The organism is Klebsiella quasivariicola (assembly GCF_002269255.1).
Lineage (GTDB): Bacteria > Pseudomonadota > Gammaproteobacteria > Enterobacterales > Enterobacteriaceae > Klebsiella > Klebsiella quasivariicola.
Window position 1 is genome coordinate 5,266,358 of sequence record NZ_CP022823.1, and the last position, 22,998, is coordinate 5,289,355.

The 22,998-nt window shown below is 54.1% G+C and carries 14 protein-coding genes, 6 tRNA genes, 3 rRNA genes and 1 pseudogene; 4 read left to right on the forward strand and 20 right to left on the reverse strand.

Features of this window, described 5'->3' with window-relative positions; all coding sequences use genetic code 11:
• The 6 genes from secE to B8P98_RS26480 form a co-directional block, all read right to left on the reverse strand.
• Positions 1-384 (reverse strand): preprotein translocase subunit SecE, encoded by a 384-nt coding sequence (gene secE / locus B8P98_RS26450; protein ID WP_002883772.1) that lies wholly within the window; start codon positions 382-384, stop codon positions 1-3.
• A 336-nt stretch (positions 385-720) separates the two neighbouring features.
• Positions 721-1,905 carry an elongation factor Tu gene (gene tuf / locus B8P98_RS26460; protein ID WP_004174069.1) on the reverse strand — a complete coding sequence of 395 codons (1,185 nt, stop codon included), beginning with the start codon at positions 1,903-1,905 and terminating at the stop codon, positions 721-723.
• A gap of 115 nt (positions 1,906-2,020) precedes the next feature.
• Positions 2,021-2,096, reverse strand: a tRNA-Thr gene (locus B8P98_RS26465).
• A 5-nt stretch (positions 2,097-2,101) separates the two neighbouring features.
• Positions 2,102-2,176: transfer RNA gene (locus B8P98_RS26470), tRNA-Gly, on the reverse strand.
• Between the two features lie 115 nt (positions 2,177-2,291).
• Positions 2,292-2,376: transfer RNA gene (locus B8P98_RS26475), tRNA-Tyr, on the reverse strand.
• Positions 2,377-2,386: 10 nt separating this feature from the next.
• A tRNA-Thr gene (locus B8P98_RS26480) sits at positions 2,387-2,462 on the reverse strand.
• 431 nt (positions 2,463-2,893) lie between these two features.
• On the opposite strand from B8P98_RS26480, the gene coaA reads away from it, so the two are divergent.
• A complete protein-coding gene (coaA, locus tag B8P98_RS26485; RefSeq protein WP_032429237.1) occupies positions 2,894-3,844 on the forward strand; it encodes a type I pantothenate kinase in 951 nt (316 codons plus the stop codon).
• Positions 3,845-3,871: 27 nt separating this feature from the next.
• Here coaA and birA read toward each other — a convergent pair whose 3' ends face one another.
• From birA to pepQ, 11 genes are all read right to left on the reverse strand, one after another.
• Complete coding sequence (gene birA, locus B8P98_RS26490; protein WP_004206834.1) at positions 3,872-4,834, reverse strand: bifunctional biotin--[acetyl-CoA-carboxylase] ligase/biotin operon repressor BirA; 963 nt, start codon at positions 4,832-4,834, stop codon at positions 3,872-3,874.
• Positions 4,831-5,859: a UDP-N-acetylmuramate dehydrogenase gene (gene murB, locus B8P98_RS26495; RefSeq protein WP_025714690.1), complete on the reverse strand. Its 1,029-nt coding sequence runs from the start codon at positions 5,857-5,859 to the stop codon at positions 4,831-4,833. The genes birA and murB overlap by 4 nt, the downstream gene beginning before the upstream one ends.
• A gap of 260 nt (positions 5,860-6,119) precedes the next feature.
• A 5S ribosomal RNA gene (rrf, locus tag B8P98_RS26500) occupies positions 6,120-6,235 on the reverse strand.
• Between the two features lie 99 nt (positions 6,236-6,334).
• A 23S ribosomal RNA gene (locus B8P98_RS26505) occupies positions 6,335-9,236 on the reverse strand.
• Between the two features lie 169 nt (positions 9,237-9,405).
• Positions 9,406-9,481, reverse strand: a tRNA-Ala gene (locus B8P98_RS26510).
• Positions 9,482-9,585: 104 nt separating this feature from the next.
• Positions 9,586-9,662: transfer RNA gene (locus tag B8P98_RS26515), tRNA-Ile, on the reverse strand.
• A 71-nt stretch (positions 9,663-9,733) separates the two neighbouring features.
• Positions 9,734-11,273: ribosomal RNA gene (locus tag B8P98_RS26520) — 16S ribosomal RNA — on the reverse strand.
• Together the 16S, 23S and 5S rRNA genes with 2 tRNA genes alongside form the textbook arrangement of a ribosomal RNA operon.
• A gap of 379 nt (positions 11,274-11,652) precedes the next feature.
• The gene (gene hemG / locus B8P98_RS26530) at positions 11,653-12,195 is read right to left on the reverse strand and encodes a menaquinone-dependent protoporphyrinogen IX dehydrogenase (RefSeq protein WP_025711193.1); all 543 of its coding nucleotides are present in this window, start codon (positions 12,193-12,195) and stop codon (positions 11,653-11,655) included.
• Positions 12,196-12,206: 11 nt separating this feature from the next.
• Complete coding sequence (trkH, locus tag B8P98_RS26535) at positions 12,207-13,658, reverse strand: Trk system potassium transporter TrkH (RefSeq protein ID WP_025711194.1); 1,452 nt, start codon at positions 13,656-13,658, stop codon at positions 12,207-12,209.
• 38 nt (positions 13,659-13,696) lie between these two features.
• A complete protein-coding gene (locus tag B8P98_RS26540; protein ID WP_025711196.1) occupies positions 13,697-14,311 on the reverse strand; it encodes an IMPACT family protein in 615 nt (204 codons plus the stop codon).
• A complete protein-coding gene (gene pepQ, locus B8P98_RS26545; protein ID WP_087805332.1) occupies positions 14,311-15,642 on the reverse strand; it encodes a Xaa-Pro dipeptidase in 1,332 nt (443 codons plus the stop codon). The genes B8P98_RS26540 and pepQ overlap by 1 nt, the downstream gene beginning before the upstream one ends.
• 191 nt (positions 15,643-15,833) lie before the next feature.
• On the opposite strand from pepQ, the gene fadB reads away from it, so the two are divergent.
• Both fadB and fadA read left to right on the forward strand, forming a co-directional pair.
• On the forward strand, positions 15,834-18,023 hold the full coding sequence (gene fadB / locus B8P98_RS26555; RefSeq protein ID WP_080897895.1) for a fatty acid oxidation complex subunit alpha FadB: 2,190 nt from the start codon (positions 15,834-15,836) through the stop codon (positions 18,021-18,023).
• 9 nt (positions 18,024-18,032) lie between these two features.
• Positions 18,033-19,196 (forward strand): acetyl-CoA C-acyltransferase FadA, encoded by a 1,164-nt coding sequence (fadA, locus tag B8P98_RS26560; RefSeq protein WP_080897896.1) that lies wholly within the window; start codon positions 18,033-18,035, stop codon positions 19,194-19,196.
• Between the two features lie 184 nt (positions 19,197-19,380).
• Here the strand turns inward: fadA and fre are convergent, their stop codons facing one another.
• Both fre and ubiD read right to left on the reverse strand, forming a co-directional pair.
• Positions 19,381-20,082 carry an NAD(P)H-flavin reductase gene (gene fre, locus B8P98_RS26565; RefSeq protein ID WP_025711199.1) on the reverse strand — a complete coding sequence of 234 codons (702 nt, stop codon included), beginning with the start codon at positions 20,080-20,082 and terminating at the stop codon, positions 19,381-19,383.
• A 49-nt stretch (positions 20,083-20,131) separates the two neighbouring features.
• A complete protein-coding gene (gene ubiD, locus B8P98_RS26570; RefSeq protein WP_025711200.1) occupies positions 20,132-21,607 on the reverse strand; it encodes a 4-hydroxy-3-polyprenylbenzoate decarboxylase in 1,476 nt (491 codons plus the stop codon).
• A gap of 178 nt (positions 21,608-21,785) precedes the next feature.
• On the opposite strand from ubiD, the pseudogene rfaH reads away from it, so the two are divergent.
• A pseudogene (gene rfaH / locus B8P98_RS30575) lies at positions 21,786-21,863 on the forward strand (transcription/translation regulatory transformer protein RfaH); the annotation flags it as partial.
• A gap of 149 nt (positions 21,864-22,012) precedes the next feature.
• Here rfaH and B8P98_RS26580 read toward each other — a convergent pair.
• The gene (locus tag B8P98_RS26580; protein WP_020806188.1) at positions 22,013-22,993 is read right to left on the reverse strand and encodes an IS5-like element ISKpn26 family transposase; all 981 of its coding nucleotides are present in this window, start codon (positions 22,991-22,993) and stop codon (positions 22,013-22,015) included.
• Between the last annotated feature and the right edge of the window lie 5 nt (positions 22,994-22,998).

Below are 22,998 nucleotides of genomic sequence, written 5' to 3' on the forward strand. Positions count from 1 at the left end.
TCAGAACCTCAGGCCAGTGATAAAGGAGACCAGGCGAACCAGAATACCATCCAGTCCCCACAGGATCAGTGACATTACTGCAGTCACGGCAGCAACAATCAGCGTAGTATGCAGCGTTTCCTGGCGAGTCGGCCAAATCACTTTACGAACTTCGGTTCTCGCTTCGCGAGCAAAAGCAACGGTCGCCTTACCTTTCGTCGTCAACAGCGCGACGCCACCGGCAGCAGCAATAAGAATAACCACGGCCAGCGCACGCACCGCCAGCATAATGTCGCGATAAAGGAAGTTGCCCACGATCGCCACGATCAGCAGCACGGCAACGATAATCCACTTCATCGCTTCCAGGCCGCGCCCGCTCCCTTGAGCTTCGGTATTCGCACTCATAAACCAACCTGTCAGAAGTATTCTACAAACAATTTCACCCCGCGGGGGCGAGGCGATCCAAACCGAAATTAAGTTTCGGATTATACACTTAACTATTCAAATTGCTTCAATGTTGACGGTCGTGTCACCCCTGCCCTGCTGTTGCAAAAAAGGAGTTGATTGGCCGTCGCCCTGACGCTCGAATGGTTTGGTGTATAAACGCCCTCTTCAGAGCCTGTCTCAGCAATGATTATGACAAATAAAATCACTGATGAGCCAGGTTCTGGTGTGAAAGCGTGCAAAAAGGGCATCAAATGATGCCCTTTTATTGCGCATTGCGTCAAATGTTATCAGCAATTAGCCGAGAACTTTAGCAACCACGCCCGCGCCAACGGTACGACCGCCTTCACGGATTGCGAAACGCAGACCATCGTCCATCGCGATCGGGTGGATCAGGGTAACAACCATTTTGATGTTGTCGCCCGGCATTACCATCTCTACGCCTTCCGGCAGTTCGATGGTGCCAGTCACGTCAGTAGTACGGAAGTAGAACTGCGGACGGTAGCCTTTGAAGAACGGAGTATGACGGCCGCCTTCGTCTTTGGACAGAATGTACACTTCAGATTCGAACTTGGTGTGCGGGTTGATGGTGCCCGGCTTAGCCAGTACCTGACCACGTTCGATTTCTTCACGTTTGATACCACGCAGCAGAACACCTACGTTCTCACCAGCACGGCCTTCGTCCAGCAGTTTGCGGAACATTTCAACGCCAGTACAGGTGGTTTTCGCGGTTTCTTTGATACCAACGATTTCAACTTCTTCACCTACTTTGATGATACCGCGCTCTACACGACCGGTAACAACGGTACCACGACCGGAGATGGAGAATACGTCTTCGATCGGCAGCAGGAACGGCTTGTCAATCGCACGCTCTGGTTCCGGGATATAGGTATCCAGGTGGCCAGCCAGTTCGATGATTTTCGCTTCCCACTCTGCGTCGCCTTCCAGCGCTTTCAGAGCAGAACCACGAACGATCGGGGTGTCGTCGCCCGGGAAATCGTACTGAGACAGCAGTTCACGAACTTCCATCTCTACCAGTTCCAGCAGCTCTTCGTCATCAACCATGTCGCATTTGTTCAGGAACACGATGATGTACGGAACGCCTACCTGACGACCCAGCAGGATGTGCTCACGAGTCTGCGGCATCGGGCCGTCAGTCGCAGCAACAACCAGGATCGCGCCGTCCATCTGCGCAGCACCGGTGATCATGTTTTTAACATAGTCGGCGTGGCCCGGGCAGTCTACGTGCGCGTAGTGGCGAGTCGGGGTGTCATATTCAACGTGAGAGGTGTTGATGGTGATACCACGAGCTTTTTCTTCCGGCGCGTTATCGATCTGGTCGAATGCGCGAGCGGAACCACCGTAGGTTTTAGCCAGTACGGTAGTGATGGCAGCGGTCAGCGTTGTTTTACCATGGTCAACGTGGCCGATAGTACCGACGTTAACGTGCGGTTTTGTACGTTCAAACTTTTCTTTAGACATCGATTGTCCCTCTAAGACACGGATAAATCGGTGATATCACCACATCAACCAGGCAACATGCCCGACTTGTTGAATGAAAATAACAGAAGAGAAACAGGGAAGGAGAGAAAAGAAGTGGTGCTGATACCCAGAGTCGAACTGGGGACCTCACCCTTACCAAGGGTGCGCTCTACCAACTGAGCCATATCAGCACGTCTGGAGCGGGCAGCGGGAATCGAACCCGCATCATCAGCTTGGAAGGCTGAGGTAATAGCCATTATACGATGCCCGCATCCTGAAACTCGGCTACCCAGTTCTTTCTGTAACACTAAAGAGACTGCTCTCTTTAGTATTGAGCTGATTAGTTTACCCAACCAACTCCGGCTACGCAAAGCGTCGCCAGAAAGTGGTGGTGGGGGAAGGATTCGAACCTTCGAAGTCGATGACGGCAGATTTACAGTCTGCTCCCTTTGGCCGCTCGGGAACCCCACCCAAATTGTTATGGTGCCGACTACCGGAATCGAACTGGTGACCTACTGATTACAAGTCAGTTGCTCTACCTACTGAGCTAAGTCGGCATCAAGTAGCGCGCATTCTAGGGAGAGGAGCGAGTTCATGCAACTAAAAATTTGCATAAAACGTTCTCTTGCTCACATTTTGTGCTCTTACGCGAAAAAACGGTGTAATTTCAAACAATGGAGTGCAAATAATCGCCAGCATAGCGGCCCATCAGGCGCGGTTTCCATCATCCACTGATGCCCTGGAGGCATGACTGAGTGCTGGTAGAAAGGTAACGGGTCGTTAGCAGTATCCAGCGGGCAAAGGATATTCTTTACAAAGAATAAGAAACTTATTCCGCTCTTGTGATGCTGGCGCGAGAAAGCAGCATTCGATAAGTTTTTTTCTTATTATTCCCGGCAATCTGGTGTTACCCTCCTGCCCATTGTCCTGATTAACTCGTGTGAAGCATCGCCGTTTCAACGTATACGGTGATGGTAAGAACATGCTTATGAGCCAAAAAGAGCAGACGTTAATGACACCGTACTTACAATTTAACCGCCACCAATGGGCTGCACTTCGTGATTCTGTCCCGATGACATTGACCGAGGAAGAAATCACGCGGTTAAAAGGCATCAACGAAGATCTCTCTCTGGAAGAGGTTGCCGAGATCTATTTGCCGCTGTCGCGTTTGCTCAACTTCTATATCAGTTCTAACCTGCGTCGTCAGGCTGTTCTTGAACAATTTCTTGGCACTAACGGCCAACGAATTCCCTATATTATTAGTATCGCTGGCAGCGTTGCGGTAGGAAAAAGCACCACCGCTCGCGTACTTCAGGCCTTGCTGAGCCGCTGGCCGGAGCACCGTCATGTCGAACTCATTACCACTGACGGATTCTTGCACCCTAACTCGGTTTTAAAAGAACGCGGGTTAATGAAGAAGAAAGGCTTCCCGCAGTCCTATGATATGCATCGGCTGGTGAAGTTTGTCTCCGATCTCAAATCAGGGGTACCACAGGCAACTGCACCTGTTTATTCCCATTTGATTTATGATGTTATTCCCGACGGCGATAAAACCGTCGCGCAACCGGATATTCTCATTCTTGAAGGATTGAACGTTCTGCAAAGTGGAATGGATTATCCACACGATCCCCATCATGTATTTGTATCCGATTTTGTCGACTTTTCTATTTATGTTGACGCCCCGGAAGAATTATTAAAAAGCTGGTATATCAACCGCTTTCTTAAATTCCGGGAGGGAGCATTTACCGATCCGGACTCTTATTTTCACAATTACGCCAAGCTGTCTAAGGAAGAAGCTGTGGATATCGCCACCTCGCTATGGAATGAGATTAACTTAATGAATCTAAAAGAAAACATTCTTCCAACCCGCGAGCGAGCCAGCCTGATCATGACCAAGAGTGCCAATCACTCAGTGAATCAGGTACGCTTACGTAAATAACGAAAAAGGGAGCCGAAGCTCCCTTTTTTATTCTGCACTGCGCAATGATATTTCACCACCAACCCAGGCTTTTATTACACCATCCTGTTCCAGCAATAGTGCGCCCTGGGCGTCAATGCCACGGGAAATGCCGTAAATTTCTTTATCGCCGATAATCAGTTTTACCGGGCGATGAATAAAGTTATCCAGTTTTTCCCAGCGCGGCAGATAGGGCGCCAACCCCTCCTGCTCGAACAGCTCCAGACCCAGACGCAGCTCTTTTATCAGCCGCGCAGCGAGGAGGTTGCGATCAATGACAACCCCTGCTTCCTGAAGGCTGATCCACCCCTGATTGACAACATCAGACTCCACACGACGCATCACAAGATTGATACCTGCACCACTGACGATTTGCGCAGCATCGCCCGTCTTCCCCGTCAGTTCCACGAGGATCCCGGACAGCTTACGATCCTGCAGGTAAATATCGTTTGGCCATTTCACGCGAACCTGTTCAGCCCCGAGCTGCTGCAGAACTTCAGCGATCACGATACCGATCACCAGGCTGAGTCCAATGGCCGCTGCCGGGCCCTGCTCCAGTCGCCAGTACATCGAGAGATAGAGATTAGCGCCAAAGGGGGAAAACCATTTTCTGCCTCGCCGGCCTCGTCCTGCCTGCTGATATTCAGCCACACAGGCATCACCGGACGTCAGCTCGTCAAGCCTGTCCAGCAAATACTGGTTAGTGGAGTCGATGACGGGAAGAACTGTTACTCGGCCATGTTCTATCTGTTGGGAGATCTTTTTCTCATCCAACAGATGAATGGGCTCTGGCAGGCTGTAACCCTTGCCCGGCACGGTAAATACATCGACACCCCAGTCGCGCAAGGTCTGGATATGCTTATTAATCGCCGCCCGGCTCATGCCTAACTGCTCACCAAGCTGTTCGCCTGAGTGGAATTCACCATCAGCAAGGATAGAAATCAACGTTAAAGGGATAGTATGGTCTTTCACGCAATGCTCTCCTCTGCGTTGACTTCCCCATGTGTTCCTATGAAGCGCACCTCGGGCTGAAGCCATACATCGAATTTCGTCCCTACCTGCTGGCGAACGTAGTGGGCTAGTTTTACCACATCTTCGCTGGTCGCTCGATCTTCGTTAACCAGTACCAGCGCCTGCTGTCGGTGGACGGCTGCGCCGCCGATGCGTTGCCCTTTCAGCTGGCATTGATCGATTAGCCAGCCAGCGGCCAGCTTGACGGTACCATTTGCCTGCGGATAGTGCGGTGCATGAGGAAACTGCGCCAGCAGTGTTTCAGCAACCTGAGCACTAACGATAGGATTCTTAAAGAAGCTTCCGGCATTACCGTTAATCTTGGGATCCGGTAACTTAGTCATTCGCATATGACAGACGGCATCAAACACCTGCTGCGGGGTGACGGTCTGCGGATCGAGACGCGTTAGATCACCATAACTCAGTACAGGCTGCCATGCTTTCGCTAACGTTAAGCCAATCGCGACGATGGCGTAGCGATCCTGGTATTCATGTTTGAAGATACTATCGCGATAGCCAAAACGGCATTCCGCTGCTGAAAGACGTTGCTTACGCCCGGTTTCCAGCTCAACGCAGTCAACATATTCGCAAACCCGCTGTAGCTCAACACCGTAAGCGCCAATATTCTGGATCGGCGATGATCCTGCGCATCCAGGGATTAATGCCAGATTTTCCAGACCTGGCATCGCATGCTGTAGTGTGAACTGCACCAGTTTATGCCAGTTTTCACCGGCACCAACGTGCAAACGCCAGGCTTCAGGGGTTTCGCTCACCTCGATCCCCATAATCCGGTTGAGGATCACCGTACCGGCATAGTCGTTCAGAAACAGGACATTACTGCCTTCCCCAAGGATCAGCGTGGGTTCGCCTACCGCGACAGCGGTTTGCCAGGCGCTTAGCAACTGTTGCTCGGTTTCGGCGCGAACTATCGTCCTGGCGGAGCGTTCAATGCCAAAGGTATTCCAGGGTTTGAGGGAGTGGTTCATAGTGGCTTCCTGATGCAAAATCGGCGTTAGTTTACCGTATCTGGCGGGGGAAGGCTTGCCTGATTGCAGGGGCAATAACATTGCGGGGCGTTACCGGTGGTGATGCGAGGTACCGGTCCAGGCTACAGGTTGTGCAGGGCGGGTACGAATCCGTAGCCCCGGTAAGCGCAGCGCCACCGGGGGAGGCATGCCGGCACGCTGGCCGGACCACAAAAACGCAAAAAGCCCATCCGTCAGGATGGGCTCTTCACTTGTTTGATGCCTGGCAGTTCCCTACTCTCACATGGGGAGACCCCACACTACCATCGGCGCTACGGCGTTTCACTTCTGAGTTCGGCATGGGGTCAGGTGGGACCACCGCGCTAGTGCCGCCAGGCAAATTCTGTTTTATCAACACGTCTCACGGACGCATCGATTAATCTGAATCAGAGCTGAAAATCTTCTCTCAATTCCGCCAAAACATCTTCGGCGTTGTAAGGTTAAGCCTCACGGTTCATTAGTACCGGTTAGCTCAACGCATCGCTGCGCTTACACACCCGGCCTATCAACGTCGTCGTCTTCAACGTTCCTTCAGGAGACTTATAGTCTCAGGGAGAACTCATCTCGGGGCAAGTTTCGTGCTTAGATGCTTTCAGCACTTATCTCTTCCGCATTTAGCTACCGGGCAGTGCCATTGGCATGACAACCCGAACACCAGTGATGCGTCCACTCCGGTCCTCTCGTACTAGGAGCAGCCCCCCTCAATTCTCCAGCGCCCACGGCAGATAGGGACCGAACTGTCTCACGACGTTCTAAACCCAGCTCGCGTACCACTTTAAATGGCGAACAGCCATACCCTTGGGACCTACTTCAGCCCCAGGATGTGATGAGCCGACATCGAGGTGCCAAACACCGCCGTCGATATGAACTCTTGGGCGGTATCAGCCTGTTATCCCCGGAGTACCTTTTATCCGTTGAGCGATGGCCCTTCCATTCAGAACCACCGGATCACTATGACCTGCTTTCGCACCTGCTCGCGCCGTCACGCTCGCAGTCAAGCTAGCTTATGCCATTGCACTAACCTCCTGATGTCCGACCAGGATTAGCTAACCTTCGTGCTCCTCCGTTACGCTTTGGGAGGAGACCGCCCCAGTCAAACTACCCACCAGACACTGTCCGCAACCCCGATAAGGGGCCAACGTTAGAACATCAAACATTAAAGGGTGGTATTTCAAGGTTGGCTCCACGCAGACTGGCGTCCACGCTTCAAAGCCTCCCACCTATCCTACACATCAAGGCTCAATGTTCAGTGTCAAGCTATAGTAAAGGTTCACGGGGTCTTTCCGTCTTGCCGCGGGTACACTGCATCTTCACAGCGAGTTCAATTTCACTGAGTCTCGGGTGGAGACAGCCTGGCCATCATTACGCCATTCGTGCAGGTCGGAACTTACCCGACAAGGAATTTCGCTACCTTAGGACCGTTATAGTTACGGCCGCCGTTTACCGGGGCTTCGATCAAGAGCTTCTCCTTACGGATAACCCCATCAATTAACCTTCCGGCACCGGGCAGGCGTCACACCGTATACGTCCACTTTCGTGTTTGCACAGTGCTGTGTTTTTAATAAACAGTTGCAGCCAGCTGGTATCTTCGACTGGTCTCAGCTCCGTCCGCAGGGACTTCACCTACACACCAGCGTGCCTTCTCCCGAAGTTACGGCACCATTTTGCCTAGTTCCTTCACCCGAGTTCTCTCAAGCGCCTTGGTATTCTCTACCTGACCACCTGTGTCGGTTTGGGGTACGATTTGATGTTACCTGATGCTTAGAGGCTTTTCCTGGAAGCAGGGCATCTGTCACTTCAGTACCGTGGTACCTCGTCATCACACCTCAGCCTTGATTATCCGGATTTGCCTGGATAACCAGCCTACATGCTTAAACCGGGACAACCGTCGCCCGGATGACATAGCCTTCTCCGTCCCCCCTTCGCAGTAACACCAAGTACAGGAATATTAACCTGTTTCCCATCGACTACGCCTTTCGGCCTCGCCTTAGGGGTCGACTCACCCTGCCCCGATTAACGTTGGACAGGAACCCTTGGTCTTCCGGCGAGCGGGCTTTTCACCCGCTTTATCGTTACTTATGTCAGCATTCGCACTTCTGATACCTCCAGCAGCCCTCACAGGCCACCTTCACAGGCTTACAGAACGCTCCCCTACCCAACAACACATAGTGTCGCTGCCGCAGCTTCGGTGCATGGTTTAGCCCCGTTACATCTTCCGCGCAGGCCGACTCGACCAGTGAGCTATTACGCTTTCTTTAAATGATGGCTGCTTCTAAGCCAACATCCTGGCTGTCTGGGCCTTCCCACATCGTTTCCCACTTAACCATGACTTTGGGACCTTAGCTGGCGGTCTGGGTTGTTTCCCTCTTCACGACGGACGTTAGCACCCGCCGTGTGTCTCCCGTGATAACATTCTTCGGTATTCGTAGTTTGCATCGGGTTGGTAAGTCGGGATGACCCCCTAGCCGAAACAGTGCTCTACCCCCGAAGATGAGTTCACGAGGCGCTACCTAAATAGCTTTCGGGGAGAACCAGCTATCTCCCGGTTTGATTGGCCTTTCACCCCCAGCCACAAGTCATCCGCTAATTTTTCAACATTAGTCGGTTCGGTCCTCCAGTTAGTGTTACCCAACCTTCAACCTGCCCATGGCTAGATCACCGGGTTTCGGGTCTATACCCTGCAACTTAACGCCCAGTTAAGACTCGGTTTCCCTGCGGCTCCCCTATACGGTTAACCTTGCTACAGAATATAAGTCGCTGACCCATTATACAAAAGGTACGCAGTCACACCCGAAGGTGCTCCCACTGCTTGTACGTACACGGTTTCAGGTTCTTTTTCACTCCCCTCGCCGGGGTTCTTTTCGCCTTTCCCTCACGGTACTGGTTCACTATCGGTCAGTCAGGAGTATTTAGCCTTGGAGGATGGTCCCCCCATATTCAGACAGGATACCACGTGTCCCGCCCTACTCTTCGAGTTCACAGCCTGTGCATTTTGGTGTACGGGACTATCACCCTGTACCGTCGGACTTTCCAGACCGTTCCACTAACACACAAGCTGATTCAGACTCTGGGCTGCTCCCCGTTCGCTCGCCGCTACTGGGGGAATCTCGGTTGATTTCTTTTCCTCGGGGTACTTAGATGTTTCAGTTCCCCCGGTTCGCCTCGTTAACCTATGTATTCAGTTAACGATAGTGTGACGAATCACACTGGGTTTCCCCATTCGGACATCGCCGGCTGTAACGGTTCATATCACCTTACCGACGCTTTTCGCAGATTAGCACGTCCTTCATCGCCTCTGACTGCCAGGGCATCCACCGTGTACGCTTAGTCGCTTAACCTCACAACCCGAAGATGTTTCACTTCTGATTGCGAAAATTTGAGAGACTCGAACACACTTAAACAGTGTGTCGTTTCAATTTTCAACTTGATCCAGATTTTTAAAGAGCAAAACTTCGCAGTGAACCTTTTCAGGTACACTCTGAAGTTTTCTTGTTTTTGCAGTAAAGATGGTGGAGCTATGCGGGATCGAACCGCAGACCTCCTGCGTGCAAAGCAGGCGCTCTCCCAGCTGAGCTATAGCCCCATCGTAGTATCTCATCAACCTTAATTCTTTCTGAGACAAGGCGTGGAACGGCGAAGCATACTCAGGTATGCGAGTCGTTTCACAACGCGGTATCAGGAAGAATTTGGTAGGCCTGAGTGGACTTGAACCACCGACCTCACCCTTATCAGGGGTGCGCTCTAACCACCTGAGCTACAAGCCTGCAGAGATTACTTACTGCTCTATTTTCATCAGACAATCTGTGTGAGCACTACAAAGGCAGGTTCTTTAAGGTAAGGAGGTGATCCAACCGCAGGTTCCCCTACGGTTACCTTGTTACGACTTCACCCCAGTCATGAATCACAAAGTGGTAAGCGCCCTCCCGAAGGTTAAGCTACCTACTTCTTTTGCAACCCACTCCCATGGTGTGACGGGCGGTGTGTACAAGGCCCGGGAACGTATTCACCGTAGCATTCTGATCTACGATTACTAGCGATTCCGACTTCATGGAGTCGAGTTGCAGACTCCAATCCGGACTACGACATACTTTATGAGGTCCGCTTGCTCTCGCGAGGTCGCTTCTCTTTGTATATGCCATTGTAGCACGTGTGTAGCCCTGGTCGTAAGGGCCATGATGACTTGACGTCATCCCCACCTTCCTCCAGTTTATCACTGGCAGTCTCCTTTGAGTTCCCGGCCTAACCGCTGGCAACAAAGGATAAGGGTTGCGCTCGTTGCGGGACTTAACCCAACATTTCACAACACGAGCTGACGACAGCCATGCAGCACCTGTCTCACAGTTCCCGAAGGCACCAATCCATCTCTGGAAAGTTCTGTGGATGTCAAGACCAGGTAAGGTTCTTCGCGTTGCATCGAATTAAACCACATGCTCCACCGCTTGTGCGGGCCCCCGTCAATTCATTTGAGTTTTAACCTTGCGGCCGTACTCCCCAGGCGGTCGATTTAACGCGTTAGCTCCGGAAGCCACGCCTCAAGGGCACAACCTCCAAATCGACATCGTTTACGGCGTGGACTACCAGGGTATCTAATCCTGTTTGCTCCCCACGCTTTCGCACCTGAGCGTCAGTCTTTGTCCAGGGGGCCGCCTTCGCCACCGGTATTCCTCCAGATCTCTACGCATTTCACCGCTACACCTGGAATTCTACCCCCCTCTACAAGACTCTAGCCTGCCAGTTTCGAATGCAGTTCCCAGGTTGAGCCCGGGGATTTCACATCCGACTTGACAGACCGCCTGCGTGCGCTTTACGCCCAGTAATTCCGATTAACGCTTGCACCCTCCGTATTACCGCGGCTGCTGGCACGGAGTTAGCCGGTGCTTCTTCTGCGGGTAACGTCAATCGATGAGGTTATTAACCTCACCGCCTTCCTCCCCGCTGAAAGTGCTTTACAACCCGAAGGCCTTCTTCACACACGCGGCATGGCTGCATCAGGCTTGCGCCCATTGTGCAATATTCCCCACTGCTGCCTCCCGTAGGAGTCTGGACCGTGTCTCAGTTCCAGTGTGGCTGGTCATCCTCTCAGACCAGCTAGGGATCGTCGCCTAGGTGAGCCGTTACCCCACCTACTAGCTAATCCCATCTGGGCACATCTGATGGCATGAGGCCCGAAGGTCCCCCACTTTGGTCTTGCGACGTTATGCGGTATTAGCTACCGTTTCCAGTAGTTATCCCCCTCCATCAGGCAGTTTCCCAGACATTACTCACCCGTCCGCCGCTCGTCACCCGAGAGCAAGCTCTCTGTGCTACCGCTCGACTTGCATGTGTTAGGCCTGCCGCCAGCGTTCAATCTGAGCCATGATCAAACTCTTCAATTTAAGTTTGATGCTCGTGAATTAAACTTCGTAATGAATTACGTATGTTCACTCAGAGACTTGGTATTCATTTTTCGTCCGAGGACGTTAAGAATCCATGTCACTTTGAGTGCCCACACAGATTGTCTGATAAATTGTTAAAGAGCAGTGCCGCTTCGTTTTTCGCTGCGGCGCGGGGTGTGCATATTACGCTTTCCCGCTGCAGAGTCAAGCATTTATTTTTGCTTTTCTCTGCGAGGTTCTCACCGGAACCCCGCTGACCCGGCGGCTTGCTTGCCGTTGTTCCGTGTCAGTGGAGGCGCATTATAGGGAGTAATTCTGAAGTGACAAGGGGAAATTTAAAAAAACTTTTCGTTCGCTCGATTTTCCATCAAGGCGCTGTTTAAACGCCCTGTTTGCGGATCATTTGCGCGATTTCGCGGGCAAACCGGGATACCTGTTGCCAGTCGGTATAGACCACTTCTTTACGGATATCCGTTTCCCCCCCGGTCATTTTCATAATCAGGCGGATCATAAGCCGATCGTACCAGCGGTAACGTGGGTAGCGCAGCGCGCCGGCAAACACCGCGCAGCTCTGCGGCTGCCACGGCGAATTAAGGAGAAACTTGCGTGTATAGCTGTTGGTCTGTGGCGTGCGCTTCTCAGGTTTGCGCGCCACCAGGTTGACCGAGAAGAATGCGCCCGGCAACGCCTGCAATGATGTGAGATGCTTTTTGACAAAGCGATCTACGGCCGGATGAAAGTGCCCATAGCGAATCGACGCGCCAATCACCACCCGATCGTAGTGATGCCATTCGACGACATCGGTACGGTTCAGGTTCAAGGTATCCGCGTCGATGCCCAGCTCTTTCAGCTCGGAGGCGAGAAACGAAGCGATTTCACGGGTCTGCCCGTCGCGGGTGGAGAAAAGAATTAAAGTTTTCACGAGCACTCCTGTTATTCGCGCCAGAAAGTGGGGGTAAAGAGCACCAGTAAGGTAAACACTTCCAGACGACCAAACAGCATATTAGCAATCAGGATCCATTTCGCGACCGGGTTCATGGTGGCAAAGTTGTCCGCGACGACGCCGAGCCCAGGCCCGAGGTTGTTCAATGTCGCTACCACGGAGGCGAAAGCAGAAAAGTCATCCACCCCGGTGGCGATAATAGCCAGCATGCTAATGATAAAGACCAGCGCATAGGCGGAGAAAAATCCCCATACCGCTTCCAGAATACGCTCTGGCAGCGCGCGGTTGCCTAATTTGATGCTATACACCGCATTCGGGTGAACCAGACGCTTCAGCTCACGGTTGCCCTGCTTAAACAGCAGCAGGATACGGATCACCTTTAAGCCGCCGCCCGTGGAGCCAGCACAGCCGCCGATGAATGCAGAGCAGAGCAGCAGCACAGGCAGGAACAGCGGCCAGCGCGCAATGCTATCGGTGGTAAAGCCGGCGGTGGTCGCCATCGACACCACCTGGAAAAACGCCTGGTTCAGCGTCGTCAACACCGAGCCGTACACGTTATGAAGCCATAGCACCAGCGTACAGACGATGACCAGCGTCAACTGGACGCCAATGAACATGCGAAACTCAGGATCACGCCAGTACACCTTCAGGCTGCGTCCGCTCAACAAAGAAAAATGCAGACCATAGTTACAGCCGGAGATCAGCAAGAAGATGGCAATGATGGAGTTGATCATCGGACTGTTGAAATAGCCGACGCTGGCATCGTGAGTCGAAAAACCGCCGATGGCGATAGTGGCGAAGCTGTGCCCAATCGCATCGAACGCCGGCATACCGGCAAACCAGAGCGCCAGTGCGCAGGCTATCGTCAATAACACATAGATAAGCCAGAGGGTCTTCGCCGTCTCGGCGATACGCGGACGCATCTTGTTATCCTTCAGCGGGCCGGGCATTTCCGCGCGGTAAAGCTGCATCCCCCCGACGCCAAGGATAGGAAGAATCGCCACCGCCAGCACAATGATCCCCATACCGCCGAACCATTGCAGCATCTGCCGATAAAAGAGGATCGCATGCGGTAACGAGTCCAGCCCCACCAGGGTGGTCGCCCCGGTCGTCGTCAGGCCAGAAAATGATTCGAAGAAAGCATCCGTCACCGTCAGGTTCGGCTGCTCGGCGAAAATAAAGGGCAAGGCCCCCACGCTCCCCAGCACGGTCCAGAACAGCACCACGATGAGAAACCCTTCACGGGATTTCAGTTCGCCTTTTTGCTTACGGTTCGGCCACCACAGCATGGAGCCAATCGCCAGCGCGACAAAGAAGGTTTGAGTGAAGGCCCGTCCCGCACCGTCGCGATATATCAGGGCCACTAATCCCGGGACGATCATCGTCCCCGAAAACAAGATGACCAGCAGTCCAACGATTCGGGTTATGGCGCGAAAATGCATCTCTGGCGCTTCCTTTGATAGGCAAAAAACAGAGGGGATTATTCGTTAATCTTCAGTAATTGCAATGAACCGCGACTAAAATCAGCCAGTTTTGCTGAAAAAGCCGCCACTTCGGCCTGGGGAAGCGCCACGCGCAGTCGAACCGACGCCAGATATTCGCTTTCAACAACCTTTCCGGAGAATTGGGCGAGCAGCGCTTCGACACCGGCCAGTTGCCCATACTCACATTGCAAAGTATATGCCGTTAACGGCGTCTTGCGCAGCGTCGTCAACTGCGCCAGCGCCTGATGAACACCGCCGCCATACGCCTTCACCAGCCCGCCGGTGCCCAGCAGGATACCACCGTAGTAACGCACGACGACAGCGGTTATCTCGCCGACGCCGCACCCCATCAGCTGCGCCAGCATCGGTTTACCTGCGGTCCCCGCCGGTTCGCCATCGTCAGAAAACCCCAGCTGTTGCGAATCATCAGGCGGCCCGGCGACCCACGCCACGCAATGGTGGCGGGCATCAGGGTGATCCGCTTTGACGGACTCGACAAAAGCTTTTGCCGCCGCCACGCCGTCGGTATGCGCCAACAGCGTGATAAAACGGCTTTTTTTAATCTCCTCAACGACGGTAACCGGCGCCGCCGGGATTAACCAGCTCTCCATCAGGCCAGCTTCAGATCGCGCGTCATATTTTCGATGCTGTTTTCGTGAACCACCACGTTATCTTCGATACGGATCCCGCCAAACGGCTTCATGGCGTCAATTTTTTGCCAGTTGAAGTGCTTGCTGAATGGGCCTTCACGCCACGGCGCCAGTAACGACTCGATGAAGTAGATGCCGGGTTCAATGGTCAGCACCATACGCGGCTCGATAATACGGGTGCAACGCAGGTACGGATATTTCGACGGCGCCGCCAGATGCGTACCGGTATCGTCCTGCATAAAGCCCGCAACATCATGCACCTGCAGACCCAGCGGATGACCAATCCCGTGCGGCATAAATGGCCCGGTCAGATCATTCTCCACCATCGCCTCTTCGCTTATGTCAGTGACTAACTGGTGTTTACGTAACAGCTTCGCAATGCGCTGATGGAACTGAATATGATAATCAACGTAGCGCGTCCCGGCTTTCATGGTGCTAATCAGCGCCAGCTGCTCGTCGTTAACGTCTTTAATCAGATGGGCAAAGTCGTTGTCGCCGTGTGCCGCCCAGGTCCGGGTCAGATCCGCGGCATAGCCGTTATATTCTGCGCCAGCGTCGAGCAGGAAGCTGCGCATCTCCGCCGGGGCGCGATGATCCAGTTTGGTGTAGTGCAGGACGGAGGCATGCTCATTCAGCGCGACAATGTTGCTGTAAGGCACGTCGGTGTCACGATGGCCGGTGGCGGTAAGATAGGCCTGGTTGATATCGAATTCGCTCATTCCGGACTGGAAAGCTTCGTAGGCCGCACGATGGCCATTGACCGCTGACTTCTGCGCTTCACGCATGCAGGCCAGCTCGTAATCGGTTTTGTAAGCCCGGTAGTAATGCAGGTAATCGATAACCCCTTTCGGATTGATCTTATCCGCGGCGATACCCAGGCCCAGCGCGCGCTCCGCTACCGGCCCAATATAGCCGATATTACCGCGAGCGGCAGGTAACTGGCTGCCGATACCATCGGCCTTCGGCAGCGCAATGACGTCAATCTCTTCGGTCCAGAACGAGGTTGGCAACGGCTCGACGTTATGCCAGTAATCGACCGGCAGATAGAACCACAGCTTCGGTTTGTTGACGCCATCCACCAGCAGCCAGCAGTTAGGCACCTGGGTCACCGGCACCCAGGCTTTAAACTGCGGATTGACCTTGAACGGGTACGGATGGTCATCGAGGAAGACGTTAACCAATTCACCGGAGTGAATCAGCAGAGCATCCATCTGAAAACGGGCCAGGACGTCGCGGGTACGTTCTTGTAGGGTAACAATATGATTTTTATAGAGCGCGGCCAGGGATTCCATCTTTTGTCCTTTGCTTTTATGGGATCGTGATACACCGCATCTTAGCACATCGCCCTGCGTGCGGGTGATTTCCGCCGGATGTGATCCGACCAGCAATTATTTAAAGAGTTATTTGCAATTCTTTAACATAAATTCCACACTCCGTTTCATCTGGTATGACCAGATCATATTGCTGGATTCAGGAGACTGACATGCTCTACAAAGGCGACACCCTGTACCTCGACTGGCTGGAAGATGGCATCGCCGAACTGGTGTTCGATGCCCCAGGTTCGGTCAACAAGCTTGATACCGCAACCGTAGCCAGCCTCGGTCATGCGCTGGACGTACTGGAAAAACAAAGCGATCTCAAAGGTCTGCTGCTGCGCTCTGAAAAAGCGGCGTTTATCGTCGGCGCGGATATCACCGAATTCCTCTCGCTGTTCCTGGTCCCTGAGGAGCAGTTAAGCCAGTGGCTGCATTTTGCTAACAGTGTCTTCAATCGTCTGGAAGATCTCCCCGTCCCCACTATCTCTGCCGTCAATGGCTACGCGCTGGGCGGCGGTTGCGAATGTGTGCTGGCGACCGATTACCGCCTGGCGACGCCGGACCTGCGCATTGGGCTGCCGGAAACCAAGCTCGGCATTATGCCCGGGTTTGGCGGCTCAGTCCGTCTGCCACGCCTGCTCGGCGCCGATAGCGCGCTGGAGATCATTGCTGCCGGGAAAGATGTCAGCGCCGATCAAGCCTTGAAAATCGGCCTGGTGGATGGCGTGGTCGCCGCGGAAAAACTGCACGACGGCGCGCTGGCGATCCTGCGTCAGGCCATGAATGGCGACCTGGACTGGAAAGCGAAACGTCAACCGAAGCTGGAGCCGCTGAAGCTCAGCAAAATTGAAGCCGCCATGAGCTTTACGATTGCCAAAGGCATGGTCGCGCAAACGGCCGGGAAGCATTACCCGGCGCCGATCACCGCGGTGAAAACTATTGAAGCCGCTGCACGTCTTGGTCGTGAAGAAGCCCTGGTGCTGGAAAATAAAAGCTTTGTCCCGCTGGCCCATACCAACGAGGCCCGCGCGCTGGTTGGTATCTTCCTGAACGACCAGTACGTCAAAGCGAAAGCGAAAAAGCTGACCAAAGATATCGAGACGCCGAAGCACGCTGCCGTATTAGGCGCCGGCATTATGGGTGGCGGCATTGCTTACCAGTCAGCCTGGAAGGGCGTGCCGGTGGTGATGAAAGACATTAACGACAAATCGCTGACCCTGGGCATGACCGAAGCGGCGAAACTACTGAATAAACAGCTGGAACGCGGCAAAATCGACGGTCTGAAGCTGGCAGGAGTGATAAGCACCATTCAGCCAACCCTGGAATACAGCGGTTTTGATCGCGTGGACGTGGTTGTTGAAGCGGTGGTCGAAAACCCGAAAGTGAAAAAAGCGGTACTGGCGGAAACCGAGGCAAAAGTACGTCCGGATACCGTGCTGGCCTCTAATACCTCAACGATTCCCATTAGCGAGCTGGCCAGCGTTCTGCAGCGCCCGGAAAACTTCTGCGGTATGCACTTCTTTAACCCGGTGCATCGCATGCCGCTGGTTGAAGTCATCCGTGGCGAAAAAACCTCGGATAAGACCATTGCCACAGTCGTGGCCTGGGCCAGCAAAATGGGCAAAACGCCGATCGTGGTCAACGACTGCCCCGGCTTCTTCGTCAACCGCGTGCTATTCCCTTACTTCGCCGGCTTTAGCCAGCTGCTGCGCGACGGGGCGGACTTCCGCAAAGTCGACAAAGTGATGGAGAAACAGTTTGGCTGGCCAATGGGCCCGGCTTATCTGCTGGACGTGGTCGGCATCGATACCGCGCACCATGCTCAGGCGGTCATGGCGGCGGGCTTCCCGCAGCGGATGCAGAAAGATTATCGCGACGCTATCGACGCCCTGTTTGACGCCAGCCGTTTCGGCCAGAAGAACGGCCTCGGCTTCTGGCGCTATAAAGAAGACAGCAAAGGCAAGCCGAAGAAAGAAGAAGATGCCGCAGTCGACAGCCTGCTGGCCGACGTAAGCCAGCCGAAGCGCGATTTCAGCGATGAAGAGATTATCGCCCGCATGATGATCCCGATGGTTAACGAAGTGGTTCGCTGCCTGGAAGAAGGTATTATCGCCAGCCCGGCGGAAGCGGATATGGCGCTGGTATACGGCCTGGGCTTCCCTCCGTTCCACGGCGGCGCATTCCGCTGGCTCGATACCATTGGCAGCGCGAAGTATCTCGATATGGCACAGCAATACCAGCACCTTGGCCCGCTGTATGAAGTGCCAGCCGGTCTGCGTGACAAAGCGCGCCATAACGAAGCGTATTATCCCCCGGTAGAGCCAGCCCGTCCGGTTGGCGCTCTGAAAACGGCTTAAGGAGTCACAATGGAACAGGTTGTCATTGTCGATGCTATTCGCACCCCGATGGGCCGTTCAAAGGGCGGCGCATTTCGCCACGTGCGCGCGGAAGATCTTTCCGCCCACCTGATGCGTAGCCTGCTGTCGCGCAACCCGTCGCTTGAGGCAAGCGCAATAGACGATATCTACTGGGGCTGCGTGCAGCAAACCCTTGAGCAGGGCTTTAACATCGCCCGTAACGCGGCGCTGCTGGCGGAGATCCCGCACTCGGTACCGGCAAACACGGTTAACCGGCTGTGCGGTTCCTCTATGCAGGCGCTGCATGATGCCGCCCGTATGATCATGACCGGCGATGCCAACGTCTGCCTGATTGGCGGCGTGGAGCACATGGGCCATGTGCCGATGAGCCACGGCGTTGATTTTCACCCGGGACTGAGTCGTAACGTGGCGAAAGCCGCCGGTATGATGGGGTTGACTGCGGAAATGCTGGCACGTCTGCACGGCATTAGCCGCGAAATGCAGGATCAGTTCGCCGCACGCTCTCACGCTCGCGCCTGGGCAGCGACGCAATCCGGCGCATTCAAAGCCGAGATCATCCCGACCGGCGGCCACGATGCCGATGGCGTGCTGAAGTCCTTCAATTACGACGAAGTGATCCGCCCGGAAACCACCGTCGAAACGCTGTCCACGTTGAGACCGGCGTTTGACCCGGTGACCGGCACGGTAACGGCAGGTACCTCTTCCGCCCTTTCCGACGGCGCGGCGGCGATGCTGCTGATGAGCGAAAGCCGCGCCCGCGAGCTGGGGCTGAAGCCACGCGCCCGCGTCCGTTCAATGGCGGTGGTCGGCTGCGACCCGTCCATTATGGGTTATGGCCCGGTTCCAGCCTCGAAGCTGGCGCTGAAAAAAGCGGGCTTATCCACCAGCGATATCGACGTCTTTGAAATGAATGAGGCTTTTGCCGCGCAGATCCTGCCGTGCATTAAAGATCTGGGCCTGATGGAGCAGATCGACGAGAAGATCAACCTCAACGGTGGGGCGATCGCTCTGGGTCACCCGCTCGGCTGTTCCGGAGCGCGCATTAGTACTACGTTGATCAACCAGATGGAGCGTCAAGACGCACAGTTTGGTCTGGCGACTATGTGTATCGGCTTAGGTCAGGGGATCGCTACTGTATTTGAGAGAGTGTAAATCAGGAAAAGTATCTCAAAGCCAATGACGTCAGAACAAGGCGGCAAGCGAGCGAATCCCGATGAGCTTACTCAAGTAAGTGATTCGGGTGAGCGGGCGCAGCCAACGCAGTGATGGCGTCATTGGCGAAGAGAGACAGTTTAGTTGCCGTTCTTCCCGCCTGTCAGGGGCGGGTTTTTTATTGTCAGATAAAGGCAAACGCGTCGCCAAACAGGCGTTCTTCGCGCGCGCCGCGTTCGTTGCAGAACAGATCGCGGGCGATCTTGGCCATCTCAAAGCGCCCGGCAATATAGATGTCGTGGTCGGCCAGGGTACCGTAATCCTGCAGCACCGCGGTCAGTACCGTACCGGAACGCCCGCGCCATCCCTCTTCCGGCTGCTCAACCACGGGTTCGATACGCAGATTCGCATGCTTGATACTCAGGGCTTCCAGTTCGGCCAGATCGTACAGGTGCTTGGCCTCGCGGCCGCCCCAGTAGATGGCGATATCGCGGTTCGGATTACGCGCCAGCGCGGTTAACAAAATAGAACGCACATAAGAGAAGCCGGTACCGCCGGCAATTAAAATCAGCGGACGGTCTTCATCTTCACGCAGCCAGGCTTCACCGTGTGGGATATCAACCTCAATTTCACGCTCTTGCAGAATGCGATCCATGACCGCCATCGCGTACAGATTGAGCTCAGAGGCGCCGATATGCAGCTCGATAAATTCCTGTTCCGCCGGCGTGGAAGCCATGGAGAACGGGCGCTTGTCGCGCTCATCCATTACTACCATCAGATACTGGCCAGCACGGAAGGAAAATGCCGCTTCCGGCACTAATCGAACACGATATACGGTATCGGTAATCGCCTCCACCGAGGTCACTTTACAGCTTAAGGTTGTCATGCGTCCCCTCTGTCGGGTCAATAGAGCAAAACAGCGGCGTTAGCCCCGCTTACGGTTGTTTAAAGATGGCCAGCTCATCCCAGATGGCGTCAATCCGCGCCGTGACGGCAGGATCTTTTTTGATTGGACGACCCCATTCACGCTGGGTTTCGCCAGGCCATTTATTCGTGGCATCCAGCCCCATTTTTGAACCCAGGCCGGAAACCGGCGAGGCAAAATCCAGATAATCAATTGGCGTATTTTCTACCAGTACCGTATCACGAGCCGGGTCCATACGGGTAGTGATCGCCCAAATCACATCGTTCCAGTCGCGCGCATTGACATCGTCATCGCAGACAATCACGAACTTGGTATACATGAACTGCCGCAGGAACGACCAGACGCCCATCATCACGCGCTTGGCATGACCTGCGTACTGTTTTTTCATCGTCACTACCGCCAGGCGATAGGAACACCCTTCCGGCGGTAGATAAAAGTCGACGATTTCCGGAAACTGCTTTTGCAGGATCGGCACAAAGACTTCGTTCAGCGCCACACCCAGTACTGCAGGTTCATCGGGCGGTCGGCCGGTATAGGTCGAATGATAAATCGCGTCTTCACGCTGGGTTATATGGGTCACCGTAAATACCGGGAAGCTGTCCACTTCGTTGTAGTAACCGGTGTGGTCGCCATACGGCCCTTCCGGCGCCATTTCACCGGCCTCAATGTAGCCTTCAAGCACAATTTCCGCGCTGGCCGGGACTTCAAGGTCATTGGAAACGCACTTCACCACTTCGGTCTTGGTGCCGCGCAACAGGCCTGCGAAAGCATATTCCGACAGGGTATCCGGCACCGGGGTCACCGCGCCAAGAATGGTTGCCGGATCGGCGCCGAGCGCCACGGAAACCGGGAAGCGTTCGCCCGGACGCGCCGCACACCACTCCTGGAAATCCAGTGCGCCGCCGCGATGAGACAGCCAGCGCATAATCAGTTTGTTTTTACCAATCAGCTGCTGGCGATAAATCCCCAGATTCTGCCGCTCTTTGTGCGGCCCGCGGGTCACCGTCAGCCCCCAGGTGATCAGCGGCGCGGCATCTTCCGGCCAGCAGGTCATTATCGGGATTTTATTCAGGTCGACGTCATCGCCCTGGATGATTTTTTGCTGGCAGGGCGCGCCGCGCAGGCGTTTGGTCGGCATATTCAGCACTTGCTTGAACTGCGGCAGCTTATCAAACAGATCGCGGAAACCTTTGGGTGGCTCAGGCTCTTTCAGGAAGGCTAACAGCTTACCCACCTCGCGCAACGAACTGACATCCTCCTGGCCCATCCCCAGCGCCACGCGCCGCGGCGTGCCGAAAAGATTGCACAGTACCGGCATGCTATAGCCTTTTGGGTTCTCAAACAGCAGCGCCGGGCCACCGGCGCGCAGGGTCCGGTCGGCAATTTCAGTGATTTCCAGATGAGGATCGACCGGCAGAGTGATACGTTTCAGTTCGCCCTGTTGTTCCAGTAGTGTCAGAAAGTCGCGAAGATCGTGGTATTTCATGAAAGTGTTATTGACCTCTATACAGGCGGCTAATTATACGGTGTTCAACGGCGCGATGCTGTAATTTTGTTAAATTAGCGTGAAAGAACGCTGAAATTTGGATTTCAATTATAATGGCTTTCGCGATTACACCAGCCATTTGTTATGCTTGCCGTTATTAGAAGTGGAATGAGTTATTATGCAAGCCTGGTACTTACTGTATTGCAAACGTGGGCAGCTACAACGAGCCCAGGAACATCTGGAACGTCAGTCAGTTAAGGAAGGTGCGAATAAGCAGGTCATTTCTTCCCAAGCTGACTCGCTGATTAAAATTTCGCGGATCTGGGCCGATTTTTTTCCCGCAAACACATCGAATCAGCCTATTTAGGCTATTTTTTCCACCATTTCTGGCGTTATTTCCGGTTTTTACTGAGATCTCTCCCACTGACGTATCATTTGGTCCACCCGAAACAGGTTGGCCAGGGTGAATAACATCGCCAGTTGGTTATCGTTTTTCAGCAGCCCCCTGTATCTGGCTTTCACGAAGCCGAACTGCCGCTTGATGATGCGAAACGGGTGCTCCACCCTGGCACGGATGCTGGCTTTCATGTATTCGATGTTGATGGCCGTTTTGTTCTTGCGCGGATGCTGCTTCAAGGTTTTTACCTTGCCGGGACGCTCGGCGATCAGCCAGTCCACATCCACCTCGGCCAGCTCCTCGCGCTGTGGCGCTCCTTGGTAGCCGGCATCGGCTGAGACAAATTGCTCCTCTCCATGAAGCAGATTACCCAGCTGATTGAGGTCATGCTCGTTGGCCGCGGTGGTGACCAGGCTGTGGGTCAGGCCACTCTTGGCATCGACACCAATGTGGGCCTTCATGCCAAAGTGCCACTGATTGCCTTTCTTGGTCTGATGCATCTCCGGATCGCGTTGCTGCTCTTTGTTCTTGGTAGAGCTGGGTGCCTCAATGATGGTGGCATCCACCAAAGTGCCTTGGGTCATCATGACGCCTGCTTCGGCCAGCCAGCGATTGATGGTCTTGAACAATTGACGGGCCAGTTGATGCTGCTCGAGCAGGTGGCGGAAATTCATGATGGTGGTGCGATCCGGCAGGGCGCTATCCAGGGATAATCGGGCAAACAGGCGCATGGAGGCGATTTCGTACAGGGCATCTTCCATGGCACCGTCGCTCAGGTTGTACCAATGCTGCATGCAGTGAATACGCAGCATGGTCTCCAGCGGATAGGGCCGTCGGCCATTGCCCGCCTTGGGATAAAACGGCTCGATGACAGCGGTCATATTCTGCCATGGCAGAATCTGCTCCATGCGGGAGAGGAAAATCTCTTTTCGGGTCTGACGGCGCTTAGTGCTGAATTCACTATCGGCGAAGGTGAGTTGATGGCTCATGATGT

Coding starts and splice junctions, on each gene's coding strand:
- secE (WP_002883772.1), bottom strand. CDS start 384: ATGAGTGCGAATACCGAAGCTCAAGGGAGCGGGCGCGGCCTGGAAGCG.
- tuf (WP_004174069.1), bottom strand. CDS start 1,905: ATGTCTAAAGAAAAGTTTGAACGTACAAAACCGCACGTTAACGTCGGT.
- coaA (WP_032429237.1), top strand. CDS start 2,894: ATGAGCCAAAAAGAGCAGACGTTAATGACACCGTACTTACAATTTAAC.
- murB (WP_025714690.1), bottom strand. CDS start 5,859: ATGAACCACTCCCTCAAACCCTGGAATACCTTTGGCATTGAACGCTCC.
- trkH (WP_025711194.1), bottom strand. CDS start 13,658: ATGCATTTTCGCGCCATAACCCGAATCGTTGGACTGCTGGTCATCTTG.
- B8P98_RS26540 (WP_025711196.1), bottom strand. CDS start 14,311: ATGGAGAGCTGGTTAATCCCGGCGGCGCCGGTTACCGTCGTTGAGGAG.
- pepQ (WP_087805332.1), bottom strand. CDS start 15,642: ATGGAATCCCTGGCCGCGCTCTATAAAAATCATATTGTTACCCTACAA.
- fadB (WP_080897895.1), top strand. CDS start 15,834: ATGCTCTACAAAGGCGACACCCTGTACCTCGACTGGCTGGAAGATGGC.
- fadA (WP_080897896.1), top strand. CDS start 18,033: ATGGAACAGGTTGTCATTGTCGATGCTATTCGCACCCCGATGGGCCGT.
- fre (WP_025711199.1), bottom strand. CDS start 20,082: ATGACAACCTTAAGCTGTAAAGTGACCTCGGTGGAGGCGATTACCGAT.
- ubiD (WP_025711200.1), bottom strand. CDS start 21,607: ATGAAATACCACGATCTTCGCGACTTTCTGACACTACTGGAACAACAG.
- B8P98_RS26580 (WP_020806188.1), bottom strand. CDS start 22,993: ATGAGCCATCAACTCACCTTCGCCGATAGTGAATTCAGCACTAAGCGC.